This window comes from Actinacidiphila sp. bgisy145, from assembly GCF_057708125.1.
The window spans coordinates 369,300-384,104 of the sequence record NZ_JBYIRL010000002.1; the positions used below are offsets into that span (position 1 = coordinate 369,300).

21 protein-coding genes are annotated in these 14,805 nt (G+C 71.1%); 12 read left to right on the plus strand and 9 right to left on the minus strand.

From position 1 onward, the window contains the following. Positions 1-163: 163 nt before the first annotated feature. On the plus strand, positions 164-1,126 hold the full coding sequence (locus AC3ERT_RS03370) for a pirin family protein (protein ID WP_435172535.1): 963 nt from the start codon (positions 164-166) through the stop codon (positions 1,124-1,126). Between the two features lie 76 nt (positions 1,127-1,202). On the opposite strand, the gene AC3ERT_RS03375 is transcribed toward AC3ERT_RS03370, so the two are convergent. Together AC3ERT_RS03375 and AC3ERT_RS03380 are read right to left on the minus strand one after the other, a co-directional pair. Further along, positions 1,203-3,368 carry a tetratricopeptide repeat protein gene (locus AC3ERT_RS03375; RefSeq protein ID WP_435172537.1) on the minus strand — a complete coding sequence of 722 codons (2,166 nt, stop codon included), beginning with the start codon at positions 3,366-3,368 and terminating at the stop codon, positions 1,203-1,205. Between the two features lie 7 nt (positions 3,369-3,375). Continuing rightward, positions 3,376-3,798, minus strand: a complete 423-nt coding sequence (locus tag AC3ERT_RS03380) for a hypothetical protein (protein ID WP_435172539.1) — start codon at positions 3,796-3,798, stop codon at positions 3,376-3,378. A 239-nt stretch (positions 3,799-4,037) separates the two neighbouring features. Here AC3ERT_RS03380 and AC3ERT_RS03385 point away from each other — a divergent pair, with 239 nt between their 5' ends. Beyond that, on the plus strand, positions 4,038-4,307 hold the full coding sequence (locus AC3ERT_RS03385) for a hypothetical protein (protein ID WP_435133696.1): 270 nt from the start codon (positions 4,038-4,040) through the stop codon (positions 4,305-4,307). Beyond that, entirely contained in the window at positions 4,300-4,911 is a 612-nt protein-coding gene (locus tag AC3ERT_RS03390) for a DUF6879 family protein (protein WP_435133693.1), read from the plus strand. Before AC3ERT_RS03385 ends, AC3ERT_RS03390 begins: the two co-directional genes overlap by 8 nt. 22 nt (positions 4,912-4,933) lie before the next feature. On the opposite strand, the gene AC3ERT_RS03395 is transcribed toward AC3ERT_RS03390, so the two are convergent. Then, complete coding sequence (locus tag AC3ERT_RS03395) at positions 4,934-5,788, minus strand: LysR family transcriptional regulator (RefSeq protein WP_435172540.1); 855 nt, start codon at positions 5,786-5,788, stop codon at positions 4,934-4,936. 132 nt (positions 5,789-5,920) lie between these two features. Between AC3ERT_RS03395 and AC3ERT_RS03400 the strand changes: the two genes are divergently transcribed. Then, complete coding sequence (locus AC3ERT_RS03400; protein WP_335971975.1) at positions 5,921-6,652, plus strand: SDR family oxidoreductase; 732 nt, start codon at positions 5,921-5,923, stop codon at positions 6,650-6,652. A gap of 80 nt (positions 6,653-6,732) precedes the next feature. After that, positions 6,733-7,524, plus strand: coding sequence for a class I SAM-dependent methyltransferase (locus AC3ERT_RS03405; RefSeq protein WP_435172542.1), 792 nt, complete (start codon positions 6,733-6,735; stop codon positions 7,522-7,524). Positions 7,525-7,661: 137 nt separating this feature from the next. On the opposite strand, the gene AC3ERT_RS03410 is transcribed toward AC3ERT_RS03405, so the two are convergent. The 5 genes from AC3ERT_RS03410 to AC3ERT_RS03430 all read right to left on the minus strand — a co-directional run bounded on the left by AC3ERT_RS03410 (position 7,662) and on the right by AC3ERT_RS03430 (position 10,509). Further along, complete coding sequence (locus AC3ERT_RS03410; protein WP_435172544.1) at positions 7,662-8,552, minus strand: NmrA family NAD(P)-binding protein; 891 nt, start codon at positions 8,550-8,552, stop codon at positions 7,662-7,664. Positions 8,553-8,648: 96 nt separating this feature from the next. Beyond that, positions 8,649-9,083 (minus strand): MarR family winged helix-turn-helix transcriptional regulator, encoded by a 435-nt coding sequence (locus AC3ERT_RS03415; RefSeq protein ID WP_435172546.1) that lies wholly within the window; start codon positions 9,081-9,083, stop codon positions 8,649-8,651. A 74-nt stretch (positions 9,084-9,157) separates the two neighbouring features. Continuing rightward, a complete protein-coding gene (locus tag AC3ERT_RS03420) occupies positions 9,158-9,358 on the minus strand; it encodes a DUF397 domain-containing protein (protein ID WP_435172548.1) in 201 nt (66 codons plus the stop codon). A gap of 117 nt (positions 9,359-9,475) precedes the next feature. Continuing rightward, the gene (locus tag AC3ERT_RS03425; protein ID WP_435172549.1) at positions 9,476-9,697 is read right to left on the minus strand and encodes a DUF397 domain-containing protein; all 222 of its coding nucleotides are present in this window, start codon (positions 9,695-9,697) and stop codon (positions 9,476-9,478) included. Beyond that, a complete protein-coding gene (locus AC3ERT_RS03430; RefSeq protein WP_335971985.1) occupies positions 9,673-10,509 on the minus strand; it encodes a helix-turn-helix domain-containing protein in 837 nt (278 codons plus the stop codon). Before AC3ERT_RS03430 ends, AC3ERT_RS03425 begins: the two co-directional genes overlap by 25 nt. A gap of 220 nt (positions 10,510-10,729) precedes the next feature. Here AC3ERT_RS03430 and AC3ERT_RS03435 point away from each other — a divergent pair, with 220 nt between their 5' ends. The 4 genes from AC3ERT_RS03435 to AC3ERT_RS03450 all read left to right on the plus strand — a co-directional run bounded on the left by AC3ERT_RS03435 (position 10,730) and on the right by AC3ERT_RS03450 (position 12,287). After that, positions 10,730-10,939 carry a hypothetical protein gene (locus AC3ERT_RS03435; protein WP_335971987.1) on the plus strand — a complete coding sequence of 70 codons (210 nt, stop codon included), beginning with the start codon at positions 10,730-10,732 and terminating at the stop codon, positions 10,937-10,939. Next, complete coding sequence (locus AC3ERT_RS03440; RefSeq protein ID WP_335971988.1) at positions 10,936-11,061, plus strand: hypothetical protein; 126 nt, start codon at positions 10,936-10,938, stop codon at positions 11,059-11,061. Before AC3ERT_RS03435 ends, AC3ERT_RS03440 begins: the two co-directional genes overlap by 4 nt. A 231-nt stretch (positions 11,062-11,292) precedes the next feature. Next, positions 11,293-11,697: a hypothetical protein gene (locus AC3ERT_RS03445; RefSeq protein ID WP_335971990.1), complete on the plus strand. Its 405-nt coding sequence runs from the start codon at positions 11,293-11,295 to the stop codon at positions 11,695-11,697. Positions 11,698-11,807: 110 nt separating this feature from the next. Continuing rightward, positions 11,808-12,287, plus strand: coding sequence for a DUF6907 domain-containing protein (locus AC3ERT_RS03450; protein WP_435172551.1), 480 nt, complete (start codon positions 11,808-11,810; stop codon positions 12,285-12,287). Between the two features lie 262 nt (positions 12,288-12,549). Here the strand turns inward: AC3ERT_RS03450 and AC3ERT_RS03455 are convergent, their stop codons facing one another. Further along, on the minus strand, positions 12,550-12,849 hold the full coding sequence (locus tag AC3ERT_RS03455) for a hypothetical protein (RefSeq protein ID WP_435172552.1): 300 nt from the start codon (positions 12,847-12,849) through the stop codon (positions 12,550-12,552). Positions 12,850-13,131: 282 nt separating this feature from the next. Between AC3ERT_RS03455 and AC3ERT_RS03460 the strand changes: the two genes are divergently transcribed. From AC3ERT_RS03460 to AC3ERT_RS03470, 3 genes are read left to right on the plus strand one after another with little or no spacing between them, the layout of a single operon-like run. Beyond that, on the plus strand, positions 13,132-13,392 hold the full coding sequence (locus tag AC3ERT_RS03460) for a hypothetical protein (RefSeq protein ID WP_435172553.1): 261 nt from the start codon (positions 13,132-13,134) through the stop codon (positions 13,390-13,392). Next, positions 13,364-13,888: a DUF6879 family protein gene (locus tag AC3ERT_RS03465; RefSeq protein WP_435172554.1), complete on the plus strand. Its 525-nt coding sequence runs from the start codon at positions 13,364-13,366 to the stop codon at positions 13,886-13,888. Before AC3ERT_RS03460 ends, AC3ERT_RS03465 begins: the two co-directional genes overlap by 29 nt. 23 nt (positions 13,889-13,911) lie before the next feature. Next, on the plus strand, positions 13,912-14,769 hold the full coding sequence (locus AC3ERT_RS03470; RefSeq protein ID WP_435172556.1) for a helix-turn-helix domain-containing protein: 858 nt from the start codon (positions 13,912-13,914) through the stop codon (positions 14,767-14,769). Positions 14,770-14,805 lie beyond the last annotated feature (36 nt).

The following is a 14,805-nucleotide window of genomic DNA, read 5'->3' on the forward strand; positions in this document are numbered from 1 at the left end:
CTAGGGCGTACCGGACCACCGCTGTACGGGGCAGGTGTGCGCCGCGCGCGCTCCCCTGTCACTACCCTGTCGCTCCCTTGTGCACCCGCGAGGGAACAGGTGCGCCTTGCGAGATGTTCAGAGTTCAACTACTTTGAACTTCAGCATCCGCTAGGAGGACGTCATGCCCGCAGTGACCGTTGAGAACCCGTTGAGCCTGCCCCGGGTCAGCCCGGCACAGGGGAGCACGTCGAGGCCCGCGCTGACGGTGACCACCGCGCCGAGCGGGCTGGAGGGCGAGGGCTTCCCGGTCCGCCGCGCCTTCGCCGGCATCGACTACCGGCACCTGGACCCGTTCATCCTCATGGACCAGATGGGCGAGGTGGACTACGCGGCGGGGGAGCCCAAGGGCACCCCCTGGCACCCGCACCGCGGCTTCGAGACGGTGACGTACATCATGGACGGCACCTTCATCCACCGGGACAGCCACGGCGGGGGCGGCACCATCACCAACGGCGACACCCAGTGGATGACCGCCGGGTCCGGACTGCTGCACATCGAGACCCCGCCGGAGTCCCTGGTGCTCAGCGGCGGCCTCTTCCACGGCCTCCAGCTCTGGGTGAACCTCCCGAAGGCGGACAAGATGATGCCGCCGAAGTACCAGGACATCCGCGCGGGCGGCCTGAAGCTGCTCACCTCCGAGGACGGCAGCGCCCTGATCCGCCTGATCGCCGGCGACCTCGACGGGCACCGCGGCCCGGGCGCGACCCACACCCCGATCACGATGATCCACGTCTCCGTCAACCCCGGCGCCACGGTCACCCTGCCCTGGCGCGCGGACTTCAACGCCCTCGCCTACGGCCTGGCCGGCAACGGCTTCGCCGGCCCCGAGGCGCGCCCCTTCCACCTCGGCCAGGCGGTCCTCTTCGGCAAGGGCGACGCGCTGACCCTGCGCGCCCACGAGAAGCAGGACTCGCGCAGCGAGAACCTCGAGGTGGTGCTGCTCGGCGGCCTCCCCATCCGCGAGCCGATGATGCAGTACGGCCCCTTCGTCATGAACACCCACGCCGAACTCGCCCAGGCCTTCGACGACTTCCAGGCCGGCCGCCTCGGCTCCATCCCCACCGACTCCCCCCTGGGCACCTGACCCGCCCGGGCTCACGGCCCGGCGGGCAGCGGCGGCTGCCAACTGCCGTCGCGCAGCGCTTCGAGCAGGGCCCGGCTCACCGTCGTGAAGTGGTGGTACCCGTCCCGCGGTCGCCGAGCGCGGCCGCGGTCTGGGCGCGCAACTGTCGTGCGGCAAGGACCGTCGGGTGGTCGGGACCAAAACGCTGCTCGTACAACCCGATGACCTGGCGGATCTCCTCGTCGGCGCCGGTGGGGCGGCCCAGCACGAACAGCGCTCTTGCGCGGTTGTGGCGTGCGGTGAGCGTGACGGTGTGCTCCGGGCCCAGGTGGCGGACGCAGTCCTCGGCCAGTTCCAGAAGCGGTCCGCCGTCCTCCGCGGCGAGTTCGGGTCCGGTCAGCAGGGTCAGCATGCTGGCACGCGACCGGAGCGTCGCCGGATGCCCGGGCCCGAGCACCTGTCGGCGTGCCGCGATGGTCGACCGGAGCAGCCTGATCGCCTCGTCGCGCTTGCCGTGGTTGCCGAGGACGAGTTGCAGCGCGTGGCAGGAGTCGAGGGTGTCGGGATGGGTGGCACCGAGCAGCCGCTGCTGGGTGCCGCGGGTGCGGCGCAGCAGGGCCTCGGCCTCGTCGTAGCGGCCCAGCCGGAAGAGGGACCGTCCGGTCCGGGAACGGGCGGCGAGCACCCCGCGGTGCTCGGGGCCGAGCGTGCCTTCGGCCAGGGTCGCGGCGGCGCCCGCGGTCTCCCAGGCGGACAGGTAGTCGCCGGTCCGGTGCAGGGCGACGGCGAGGCGGGTGGCGACGGCCAGGACGTCCGCGGTGGTGGCCGCCGTACGTCCGGACCCCGCACTGCCGTGCTCAGGCGCTCCCGGCTGCCGGAGCAGCGCCAGCACATGCGGTGCGAGCAGCCGCAACCTCGGGTCGTACGGCCCGGCGTCCGGTTGCGCGGGCACACTGGCGTCGAGCAGGTGGACGGCGGTCGTGTCCAGTACCGGTACGTCCTCGGCCGGAGTCGCCGTGGCGACGCTGTCGAGCAGCACGCCGTGGCCGTGCACGCACCGCACTCCGAGGTCGACGAGCTGGGCCAGCGAGTGGTCGAGCAGTGCGGTCAGCGCGGCCTCGGCCCGGGCCGGCGGCAGGACCGCCCCGATCTCCGGGCGGCCCAGCACCGACAGCGGCAGTGGCTCGGGGGCGAGCCTGGCCAGCAGCCGCAGCAGGACCACCGCTTCCGGCAGTCCGTTCGCGTCGAAGGAGTCGAGGGTCAACTGCCAGGTGCGGCGGACAAGGTGGCGCGGGTCGTCGCCGGTCAAGCCATCAGCTCCTTGGTCGATGAGGTCCACACGCGCGCCTTCGTCAAGATGGCGGCCGTAGGTGTCCAACGTCCAGGGATCGATGACCTGTTGCGCGAGAAAGCCACCCGCGAGGGTGAGTGCGAGGGGCAGCCGCCCCAGTCGCTCGGCGATCCGGGCGGCCTGCTCCAGCGTCCCGCTGTGCGGCGCGAGGTCGCAGAGCACCTGCGCGGCGGCGTCCTGCGGCAGGACGCCGATGTGCTGAAGTTGTGCTCCCGGCCACCAGCGGGCCGCGGCACGGCGGGTGGTGACGACCACAATGCCGCCGGGGCTCTCCCGCAGCCAGCTGCCGTCGCGCAGGATCGCCGGGTCGTCGGCGTTGTCGAGCACCAGCAGCCAGGGCTCCGGTGACTGGTCGAGGCGGTCCCATACGAGGTCCGCGGCCGGGCGGTAACCATGGCGCGCGGCTTGGAGTTCCCCGTCGCCGGCACCTCGGTCCGCGGCGACCGCGAGCATGCCCGCGCGCAGGCTCGCCCGGTCAGCGGCGTTGACCCACAGACCGACCCGGTCGAACTCGCGGATCGCGATCCGGAACACGTCGTGGGCGACCGCGGTCTTGCCGCAGCCGCCCATGCCGTGCAGGACGTACACGGCGCCGCCGCGGCCGGTCGCGATGCCCTGCCGCAGCCGGGCCAGCACGTCGGAGCGGTCACGGAGGACGACGGGGGTGCGGCCGATCGCCGGGCGGCGTACGGAATCCGGCCAGCTTGCGCGGTCGCCGGCGAAGCGCGAGGTGCGGGCTTCGACCGGCTCGGAGCCGTGGTGGTGGTGTTCGGTGATGAACTGGTCGCCCGAGGACTGGTAGACCCGGGCGCTGTCCTCGGCGCTGCCGGTCATGCCGGGGCCCGGGTGGGGGGAGGCGTCGCGTTTCCCCGACGCCCGGTTCGGGTCGTCGCCACCCGGGCTGCCGGTCATGGGGTGGTCATCGCTCGGTGATGTGCTGGTCGCGTCCTGCCTGGTAGACGCGGCCGGAGCCGGAGGCCGTGGCGTGCTGGGCGAGCGCGGGGGCGGCGGGTGCCGGGGGTGGGGGGAAGTCGGCGAGCAGGGCGCGGAGTTCGGCGGCGGCCTCGGGGTGTGCGGCCACCAGGCGTCGGAAGTTGGCCTGCCACTGGGATCGGAGTTCGGCCAGGACGCGGTCGCCGTCGGGGGCGGCGGACAGTCCGGCTGCGGCGGCTTCCTGCTGGTCGGCGGTTAACTCCGCGTCCACGGCGGCGGCGTGCTCGGGCTGGCGGGCCTGCCACATGTGCAGCACGGCCCCGCGGACCGCCTGCCAGGTGTCCGTGGCCATCAGCGCGACCAGCGTGCCGCCGGCCTCCTGGGTGAGTGCTGTGATCTCCGGGTCCACTGCTCTCCTGGTTGTGTCGTTCACGGTTGTCCGCGGTTGCGTGGCCGTACACCTGCCGCGCTTTCCCCCAAGAGGATGACATGAATCGCAGGTCGCGTAAGGCGAATCGGTTGCATGTACGAGATGGCCTGTTTCCTTCGGAATCGACCGCGCGACAATATTGCCCCTAATGGGTCGGTGCTACGGTGGGCGGATTCCCGAATGCGCAGGTGATCCGCAGGCCATCCGAGGGGGCAGCTGTGACGAGGCCGTGGGACGCCGATCCGAATACCGGATTTCGGCGCCGGTTGGGCAAGTCCCCCCAGGAACTGGGCGTCACCTCCGACAGCCCCGACTGCCCCGACCTCTGGGAGCTGGACAACGGCGACATCGCCGTCATCGGGCGCGACGTGACCGGTTCGCTCGGCACGCGCCTGCCGGAGGGCGTCTCGTTGGGGGCCGACGAGCGCCTCGTGGTGATCCCGCGCAGCATGCTCGTCGCGGCGAAGCCGGACATCCCGAGTGTTTGACTCCTTCGCGGCCGCACGGCCCGAGCGACTCGACCGCCCCGCGTACCACGAGGATTTCTACCGGGTTTTCTCCAGTGGAATCCGGCACATGAACAAACTGGAGCGCGGGCAGCATTTCAAGGAACGCGGATTCGCCAGCTGGGAGGCGTTCGCCGCTGGTGAGTGGGACACGGCGATCGAGTTGATCGAGGAGCGCCGCGCCGGCTACGCGCAGCAGATGAGGGAAGCGGAACGCCTCGGCGTCCTCCAGCGCCGCCTGCGCGTGGTGGAATTCCCGCTCACTCCCTACGTGCAATGGGAGTTGCACGTCCTGCGGGTGCGCACACAGGAAGGCGACCCCATCCGCGTACTGGACGCGGCCGCCATCGCCGACATCGAGAAGCAGCATCCCGTGCCCGAAGTGGTCGTCCTCGGGGACGTCGTCATGTTCGAGGTGCAGTACGACGCCGACGGCAACGCCGACGGTGCGAACCGCTTCACCGACCCCGCCCTCATCGCGGAGACCTCCGCCGGCTTCGACGCCCTCTACGCCCGCGCGCAGGAGTACGAACCCTTCTTCGCCCGCGAGGTGGCCCCGCTGCCACCGCCCGCCACGGCGCCGTAGCGTCCGGCCTCCGCCCTGGGCGTCACAGCCGGGTGGCCGTGGTGATGAGGGCGGCCAGGGGGCGGGAGGTGCTGTGCGGGGGCCAGGCGATGACCGTGGTGACCGTGGGGGCGTCGGTGAGCGGGACCGCGGTCAGGCCCTCGTGGAGGCCGGCCCGGGAGGCCTCGGGGAGGACGGCCGCGGCCCGGCCGAGGGAGATGAGCTGGAGCAGCTGGGTGTGGTCGTGCACCTCGGGCCCGGGCCCGTCGGGAAAGGTCCCGTCGAAGCGGGGCCAGCGCGGCAGCGGCAGCCCCGGCAGCTCGGCCATGTCCGCCACCCGCAACTCCCCCCGGGTCGCGAGCGGATGGCCCGACGGGAGGACCGCCACCTGGCCCTCGACCCGCAGCTCCTCCGTGTCGAACCCGGCCGTCGAGTCGAACGGAAGGTGCAGCAGCCCCACGTCCGCCCGCCCGTCGCGCAGCAGCCGCTCCTGCTCCCCGGGCCGGCACAGCACCACATCGACCGGCACCGCGCCCGGCTCGGCCGCGTACGCGTCCAGCAGCTTCGCCAGCAGGTCGTTGGCCGCACCCGCCTTCGTCACCAGGACGATGGCCGCGCTGCCGCCGCCACCCGCCGCCGCGGCCGCCCGCCGCGCCCGCCGGTCGGCCGCGTCCACCGCGTCGAGCGCCGCCCGCCCCTCCCGCAGCAGCACCGCACCGACCTCCGTCAGCGCGACCCCGCGGCTGCTCCGCTCCAGCAGCGGCGCGCCGAGCCGCCGCTCCATCTGCCGGATCGCCCGCGACAATGGCGGCTGCGCGATCCCCAGCCGCTGCGCCGCCCGCCCGAAGTGCAGCTCCTCCGCGACGGCGACGAAGTACCGCAGCTCCCGCGTCTCCATCCCGCCACGGTACCCGAGCCGCCCCCGCTACCGGCCGTAAAGCCCCCATGAACTGCACCGATACCCGCCGGGTATCGCCCCCCACCGACATGGTCCTGGCCCCGCGGCCGGACCCCGCCGCACGCTGGAGGCATGACCGCAGAGAAGAAGACGATCGCGCTGGTCACCGGCGCGAACAAGGGCATCGGCTACGAGATCGCGGCCGGCCTCGGCGCCCTCGGCTGGAGCGTCGGCGTCGGTGCCCGCGACGACGAGCGCCGCGAGACCGCGGTGCGCAAGCTCACGGCGGACGGCGTGGACGCGTTCGGCGTCCCCCTCGACGTGACCGACGACGAGAGCGCCGCCGCCGCGGCCCGCCTCATCGAGGAGCGCGCCGGCCGCCTCGACGTCCTCGTCAACAACGCGGGCGTCACCGGCTCCCTCCCGCAGACCCCCACCACCGTCGCCCTCGACACCGTGCGGACCGCCGTCGAGACGAACGTCATCGGCGTCATCCGCGTCACCAACGCGCTGCTCCCGCTGCTGCGCCGCTCGGCGTCGCCGCGGATCGTCAACATGTCCAGCACCGTGGGGTCGTTGACCCGCCAGACCACGCCCGGCGCCGAAACCGGCCCGATCTCCGTGGCGTACGCGGCGTCGAAGACGTTCCTCAACGGCGTGACCGTGCAGTACGCGAAGGAGCTGCGCGACACGAACATCCTGATCAACGCGGGCTGCCCGGGCTTCTGCGCGACCGACCTCAACGGCTTCCGCGGCGTCCGCACCCCCCGCCAGGGCGCGGCGATCGCGATCCGCCTCGCGTCGCTCCCCGACGACGGCCCGACCGGCGGTTTCTACGACGACGAGGGCGTGGTGCCCTGGTAGTCCGCACCGCACCGCACCGCACCCCGGGGCACCCGGGGCACCCGGGGCGTACGGGCGCCGGCCGTGCCAGGATGCTCCGCATGGCCGACCGCGCCCTCAGCTTCGGAGCCGGGGCGGAAGCGTACGAACGCTTCCGCCCCGGCTACCCCGCCGCGCTGGCCGACACCGTGACGGCGTACGCGGGCCACCCGCCGCGCACCGCCCTGGAGATCGGCGCCGGCACCGGCAAGGCCACCCGCCTCTTCGCCGCCCGCGGCACCGCCGTCACCGCGACCGAGCCCGACCCCGCGATGCTCGCCGAACTGCGCCGCCGGGTACCTGCTGAAGTCCGTACGGTCCAGGCCGCGTTCGAGCAGCTCAGCCCGCAGGCCCTACGGTCGGAGGACGGCGCCGGACCGCCCCCGTACGACCTGGTGTACGCCGCCGCGTCCCTGCACTGGACCGCCCCGGACGGCCGCTGGCCCCGCGTGGCCGCGCTCCTCCGCCCGGGCGGGGTCTTCGCCTGCTTCGGCGGCCCCGTCCAACTGGCCGACCCGGCCGTGGCGGAGGGGGTTCGCGCCGCCCGCGCTCCCTTCATGGACCGCGACGACATCCCCTCGCCCGACGGCACACCCCCGGACCGCCCCATGCAGTGGCCGGGCACCGAACTCCAGCGCTCCGACCGGTTCGCCGACGTCCAACAGACAGTGATCCAACGGAAGTTGACGATGACCGCCGACGACTACCTCGGCCACCTCGGCACGATCTCCGCCTACCTGATGCTGCCCGCCGCCGAGCGGCGCCACGCCCTCCGCGCGATCGCCGCCGTCCTGCCCGCCACCGTCGTGCTCACCGCCGACCTCCACATCCACCTCGCCCGCCGCCGACCCTGACCGGTCAGCCCGCGTCGAGTGGGAAGACCAGGTGGCCGTCCGCGCGCCTCGGGGTCCAACTCCCCCTCGGCGCTTGCCAACGGCGCCGATCCCGCCGCGCCCGAAGTCGCCGTAGCGCCTGCATCGCGGCCCCAGGGTCAGGAGCCGACCGCGGTGGTGGGCACGGTCCAGCCGGTGGTTCGAATCCACGCGGCCAGGTCCAGGGTGTCCGGCTCGATCGAGCGCACCACCGCGAGGTCCGAGGGGTGTTGCGCCGCCTTCGCGAACTCGCGGAACATCGCCTTGTCGAGGTCGGTGGGGAGCACGCTCAACGGGAGGGCCTCGTACCGTGCCGGGAGCCCGGCGCGCGCGCCGAACGCCGCGGCGATCTCGGGTCCCGTCAGCTCGTCGCCGACGAGCTCGACGGCCCCGCCGGGCGCCTCCGCGATGCCGAGCAGGAGCGCGGCGGAGACCCGGCCGATGTCCCTGATCGAGATCATCTTCAGGGCGACGTCCTCCGGCAGCGGCATCCTCACCACGATCTCCCCCTCCTCCAGGCTCGGTGCGATCACGCTCGCGAAGTTGTCCATGAAGGCGGTCGCGCGAACCATCGAGGCCCTGAGGCCGGACTTCCTCAGGTGCTCCTCGATCGCGTGCTTCGAGTCGTGGTGCGGCACCCCCGCCTCCCGGTCCGCTCCGAAGACCGAGTTGAACACGACGTGCGGGACGCCCGCCTCGACCGCCGCGTCGACGAGCGCGGTACCGATGCGGATCTCCGTCTCGACCTCTTCGAGGCTGTTCGCCTCCGGGGTCATGAAGGAGAACCCCTCGACCGTCGCCAGCGCGGCGGCCAGCGACGCCGGGTCGTCGGTCCGGACCGCCGCCAGCTCGACGCCGCGGGCGGCCAGCGCCTGGGCCCGTGCGGACCGCGGGTCGCGGACCAGCGCCCGCACCCGCGCCTTGTGGTCCAGCAGCGCGTCGACCACCGCCCCGCCCTGTTGCCCCGTCGCGCCGAAGACCGCGATCGTGCCGGTCGTCTGTGTGCTCATCGCTGACACCCTTCACTAGTTCATGCCGTGAACGAAACTAGTTCACGGCATGAACGTCGTCAAGGTGCGGATGCGACGGCCGAGCGGGGGGAGGGGTCACTCCGAGGTGTGCGAGGTGGGCGCAGACAGGTCCGAGGTGTCCACGATGGCGGTGGCCACGCGCTCGAAGTCGCGCTGGTCGTCGGCGTCGAGACTCTTCGCGATCTCCGGCAGGCGCTTGGCGACCTCGGCGTAGACGGCCTCAGCGAGCACCTTCCCCGTGGGCGTCACACTGAGCATGACGACCCGCCGATCCTGCGCCGAGTTCGCCCGGCTGACCAACTCGCGCCGCGCGGTGCGGTCCACCAGCTGGCTCAACGCGTTCTTGGTCATACCCAACGACGCGGCGAGGTCGGCCATCTGCCGCGGCCCGTCCCTGATCGCGCAGAGCAGCGTGGCCTGCAAGGGGGTCAGGTCGAAGCCGGCGCAGATCTCCGCGTACTTGCGTTGGATCACCACCGAGAGCCAGAAGAGCTTGTCGCCATAGTCCACGCCGGCCTCCCCGGTCCGATGCCGAACGATCAGCCTACCCTTCGCAGGCCGGCAGCTCCGGGTGCCTGCGGCGGTCAGACGGCGGGGAACTTGTCCGTGCGTACGGCCGTCACGAAGTCGGTCCAGGCGTCGCGGGTGAAGGTCAGCGCCGGTCCCTGCGGGTCCTTGGAGTCGCGTACGGGCACGAGTGCGGGGTGGCCGTCGGCTACTTCGATGCAGCTGTTGGGGTCTGAGCCGCCGCTGTAGGACGACTTGCGCCAGGTCGGGTACGTCATGTCACGTGCTCCTTCGACGGGTCGGGCGTCGTTCCGGGTGGTGGAGCTGTGAGAATGAGTGTGGGGCGCAAGCGGCTGGATTGGACAGCCACTTGCGCCCCTTTGGCCCGAATTGGTTCAGGCAGTCGGGAACTCATCCGCGCGTACGGCCGTCACGAACGAGGTCCACGCGGCATCGGTGAACGTCAGCGCCGGTCCCTGCGGGTCCTTGGAGTCGCGTACGGGCACGATGCCGGTGTAGCCGTCGGCCACCTCGATGCAGCTGTCCGGGTCCGACCCGTTGCTGTACGACGACTTGCGCCAAGCGGCAGCGCTTAGATCGACGGTGGTGTGATACATGATTTGTGGTCCTCCAGTGCGCTTCGCAGCAGGGTGAGGGACTCGGAGGGCGACAACGCCAAGTCCCGGAGACGATCGTAGGACAGCCGAAGTTGCTCTACGTCCTCGAACTCCTCGATGAGTTGCCCGCTCCAACTGCTCTCTACGTAAGCGACTGTTCGACCGGTCGGCATCCACAGCAGCTTCAGCGAGCTGGGAAGCAGGCGATAGAGGCCAGCCTTGAAGGGCACGAACTGGATCGCGATGTTGGGTTGTTGGGCCGCCTCGATCAGTTTCTCAAGCTGCTCGGTCCATGCTTCCGGATCACGAGTCGGCCGTCGCAGCACCGACTCGTCAATGAGACAGCGGTAATCGATCGGTGCGTCGCCACCGAGGATTTCCTGCCGCGCGATCCGGGCTTCCACTCCGTCCGCTCGACGCTCGGGGCTTGTAGTTTCGGCCGCGCGCAGCTGGTCCTCGGCATAGCCCCTGGTCTGGAGCAGCCCCGGAACCGTGCTCACGCAGAACTCCTGGATACTGCTGGCATCTGCCTCCACCTCCGCGAAGTTGCCGTAGCGGCTGCGCTTCGACTCCTCCTTGGCGAGCTTCCACAGCTTGACCAGGTGGGCCGTGCCGTAGACCTTGTCCAGCGCCTGGGCGGCCTCGATCGTGCCCAGGCGGCCGCCGGTTTCCAGGCGGTGGAGGTACGACTGCTCGTAGTTGCAGAGGTCACCCAGCTCGACGAGACTCCACCCGTGGAGCTGACGTAGCCGCGCGAGCTCTTCCGCGTACATCCTGCGAGCTGAAATAGTGCCTTCGATGAAGCTGTTCATCTGTAAAGAGAGCCCTTTCTCCTTGTCCTGAGGTCTGGTCAATCGGCGCACTGCGTACGCACTCGGGCGGCCAAGTGCGCAGTAGTGACGCCCTGACAGACGTGTTTTGGCTCGCCGCCTAGTCCTACGTGGACGGCAACGGCTCACATCTGCCGATCGTAGGCCGCGCAGTGCATTCTTGTTCACGGAACGTCAGAATGCGATCACGGAGACCGATCACATGGTGTACCCGGAAGGCACATGGGTGGTGGACACGATGACGGGGGACCTCGGCGAGGTGCTGCGGCAGACCGGTGGCCTGCTGTCCCTCCAGCGGCCCGGGCGGCGCGGACTGTGGTCGGCGGACCCCGGGAGCGTGCGGCCGGCCAGCGAGAGGGAGCTGCGGGCCGAGGCACTGGCGGTGGCCGATCTGGAGGGAGTGCGCACGTGATCCGCAAGTGGGGTCTGGTCCTGCTGATGGGCTGGACCGGGATCGTGGTGCTGGTCGGGTTGGCGGCGCTGTGCGGGCTGGAGATCGGCCTGGTCATCGCCGCTGACCCGTACGGTCCTTGACGTTTCCCTGTGAACGCCCGCCCCGGTCGGACCGAGTCCTTTCGGGTCCCCGTTTTCCCACCCCCGGGCGGGGACGGACTCTCGGTTTGGTCGCCGACGACCGGGGCGGGTCCCCTCTGAGGGCACCACTGCGCGGTAGAGCCGCGCAGTGCAGGCTCAGAGGAGCATGAGCATGAGCAGTGGCAAGAGCAACAGCGATCGCGGGAGCGATGGCGGGAGGAGGTGCGGGGCATGCCCGTGCGGCGCGCGCAGCGCTTCATCTGTGGTCGACGGACCCTGGTGCCGAACGAGTTGGTGCGTACGGTGCTGAGCCTGGTGGCGGCGGACGACGCGTACGCGTACACCCGGGAGGACATGTTCGCGACGCTGGTGTGCACGATCGAGGTGCACCGGGGGCCGGTTCACTACGGTGCGGCGCTCAACCTGCGCGGACCGGACGCCGGGACGCTGTGGGCACTGTGGCGGGACGGCGGCGAGCCGAACGCCGTGCTGGAGATACCGGACTGCCCGGCCGGGCGCGAAGTGGACAGCCCGTGCAGTGAGTTCGCGGGGCACGCGGGCGGGCACAGCTGGGAGCTGGACGATCCGCCGCGGGTCGCGACGGTGCTGCCGTTGCGGAAGGAGGCGTGGATGTAGGGCGGCTCCGCCGTGGAGCCGCAGATACGTCTCGAGCCCTGGACCGCCTTGCGCCGTAGGGCCGTTGAACTGTCGTCGAACCGTACCGCCGTAGAGAAGGAACGCCTCGCATGACCAGCAATTCGCCCGACCCGGCCGAGTTCCCGGTGTTACCCGGACTGCCGCGGCAGTGGACCATCACGACGTCCGACGGGCGTACCGTCACCGGCTACCTGCCGCCGTGGGCGGGCGACGACCCCAGCGAACACAACGTCCCCGCAGACCAGTTGGCGGACCGCCTCGCCGACATCCACCACACCGCCCGCTTCCCCGGGCAGCGGATCAACCTCTACAGCGCCCCCGGGCCCACCGGCCGCCCGACCTCCCAGGAGATCTTCTCCTGCACCATCGACTGCACCCCTTACGCCTTCCACCCCGATCCCCGCATGCCCGTCGCCAACGTCCACCTCTGTGAGGAGACGTGGATCACCGATCTGGACCCTGACGGGCTTCTCAATCTCGCGCATCTGCTCCGCGCCCAGGCGGACCGTCTCGACCACGAAATCCGTCCGGCGCTCGTTTCCGCGATCACCACCTGGCCCACGCCCTAAGGCTCCCTTTTCCGAGCTAATAAGCTCCCTTCACGAGCCCACGGCTCCTGCGGCTTGGCTCGCGGCCGGCCCCCGCAGGGGCACCGGGGCAACCCCGTAGAAGGGCCCCGGTGCGCGGTGGGGTGCGTACCGGGGCCGGTGGCTGCCGCGCAGGGGGTGGCGGCGGCCGTGCCGCGGGACCAACCGCGGCGGTTCGGGGGTGGGTCAGTTCGGGTGGGGTGCGGGTTCGGTGGTGCAGCCGCCTTTGCGGCAGCCGGGGGTGTCACAGGACATCGGGCTCCTCCTTCCTGGTGGACGGGGCGGCGGGTGCCGCCTCGATCGCGGCGCGCAGTTCCTCGGTGAGGGCGAGGGTCGCGCCGGCGCGGTGGTAGAGCGTGGAGACCAGCACGTGCAGGCGGCGCTTGCCCTCCCCGTCGAGCGGGCCGTCCAGGGCGCGGCGGATCTCGCCGAGCGTGACGGTCAGGGGCCTTCCTGCGATGATGTCGCAAGCCGCCTCCAACGACCCCACCCGCGGGGCGCTCAACTCCTCGTCAAGCAGCCGCCCGACAGCGGACCGCCGCATCGTGCACCCCTGCATGCCGCGCCCCTCACGTACGTAGCCGCACCCCGCGCCGCGGCTCGCACGGCGCGGGGCCTCTCCCCGCCCGCCCCACCACGACACCGGCGCGGTGAGGCGGGCGCAGTCCGACGGTAGGGGCCCCCTTTGCAGCGCCGCGAGCGATGTGCAGTTCTTTGCAGAGGTTCGGCCTGACATCGGCTTCGCAGCCCTACACACCTTGACCGAGGGCCACTTCACCGTCACCGTGAGGCAAACGACTGCACACGCCTCGGGATGGAGTACGTCGTGTCGCTACTGTTCGTCGGGATCGATCCCGACACCGGTAAGACCAACAGCCCGACCGTCTGGGTCGATCAGGAAAGGCGCGAGTTCGTCTTCCAAGGCTGGGACCTCGATGAGGCGACGCTTGCGGAAGCCGCGGGCTTCGAGGCCCCCGGCCACGCAGTCGGCATCCCCGACGGCGAGTCCGTGGTCCGTATTCCCGCAAGCATGGTGCACATGATCAGGGAGGCGTGCGATGTCCTCGACAGTCCCGACGTTCGATGAGCTGATCGCCACCTGCACCCGCTCGGCCGTGCATCTGGAGATGCGCGACAGCTACGGAGTCGATGACGAGGCCGCCGACTTCGAGCGCTGGCGGGCCACCAGGGAACGTGACGTCGACCCGGCTTCGGCGTACTGGGCGCCGTGGGTGGATCTGATCGGGCGGACGCGCGCCCGCGGCGTCACCGTGCGCCGGGCCCGCATCGTCAGTGAGCCCGTGACCGAGTACATCCGGTACGAGTACGCAGGCACGCCCGTGAACGTGGCCGCGGGCGAGCTGGTGCGCTGGCTGCCGCGCCGGCGGGCATCCGATCTGGCCCTGCCGGGGAACGACTTCTGGCTGTTCGACGAGGAGTGGGTCCACTGGAACCACTTCACGGGTGACGGCGCGTCCACCGGCGCGGAGATCGTGAACTCGCCCGAAGCGACCAAGCTCTGCGCCAGCGCGTTCGAGGCGGTCTGGGACCGGGCGGTTCCGCACGACCAGTACGAGATCTAGCGAGGCACGCCGGTAGCCAGCAGATGCCCACTTCCCCGTCGTCCTCCGCCCAAGCAGCCCGCACCGCGGTGGCACACCGCCTGCGTGATCTGCGGAAAGAGGCGGGCCTGACGATTGTGGAGCTGGCTACCGCGTGCGGCTGGCACTACTCAAAGACCTCTCGCATCGAAAACGGCCAGACCGGACCGTCGGCGAAGGACATTCGCCGGTGGTGCGCGGCCACCGAGGCGAGGGCTGCCGACGCAACGGACCTGATCGCCCAGTCCCTCAACGCCGAGGCCATGTACCGGGAATGGCGCCAGCAGATGCGGGTCGGCCTCAAGGCCGTGCAGGAGAGTCTGGCCGGCCTGTTCAGGGAAACGCGCCGGTTCCGCGTCTACTCCTCCACCGTTGTGCCAGGCCTGCTGCAAACCGAGGGGTACGCCAGGGGCGTGCTGGCCATCGCGTCATCCGTGCACGAGCTTCCGCTCGACGAGGTCGAGGATGCTGTGCAGGCTCGCCTTGGTCGATCGCGGATCATCCATGCGCCAGGCCGCCGCTTCGCGGTGGTGATCGAGGAGAGCGTCCTTCGTCACCGGTTGGCGGACGAGGACGCCATGGCAGCGCAGCTCGGCTTCCTGCTCGCCGCCGGGGCGTTGCCAGCGGTGTCGCTGGGGGTCATTCCGATGGCCACGCGGCGCCGCACGCAGTGGCCTGAAGAGACGTTCGCCGTCTACGACGACAAGCTGGTGACTGTTGAGCTGGTGTCCGCCGAGGTGACGGTGACTCAGCCGAGTGAGGTGGAGCAGTACCTCAAGAGCTTCGAGCGGCTGCGGTCCATGGCCGTGTACGGGGCGGAGGCGCGGACGCTGATCGTACGGGCTATTGACGCGCTGCGGTGAGAAGGGAGCCCCTCTCCGGAGCCCTGAGCGATGACG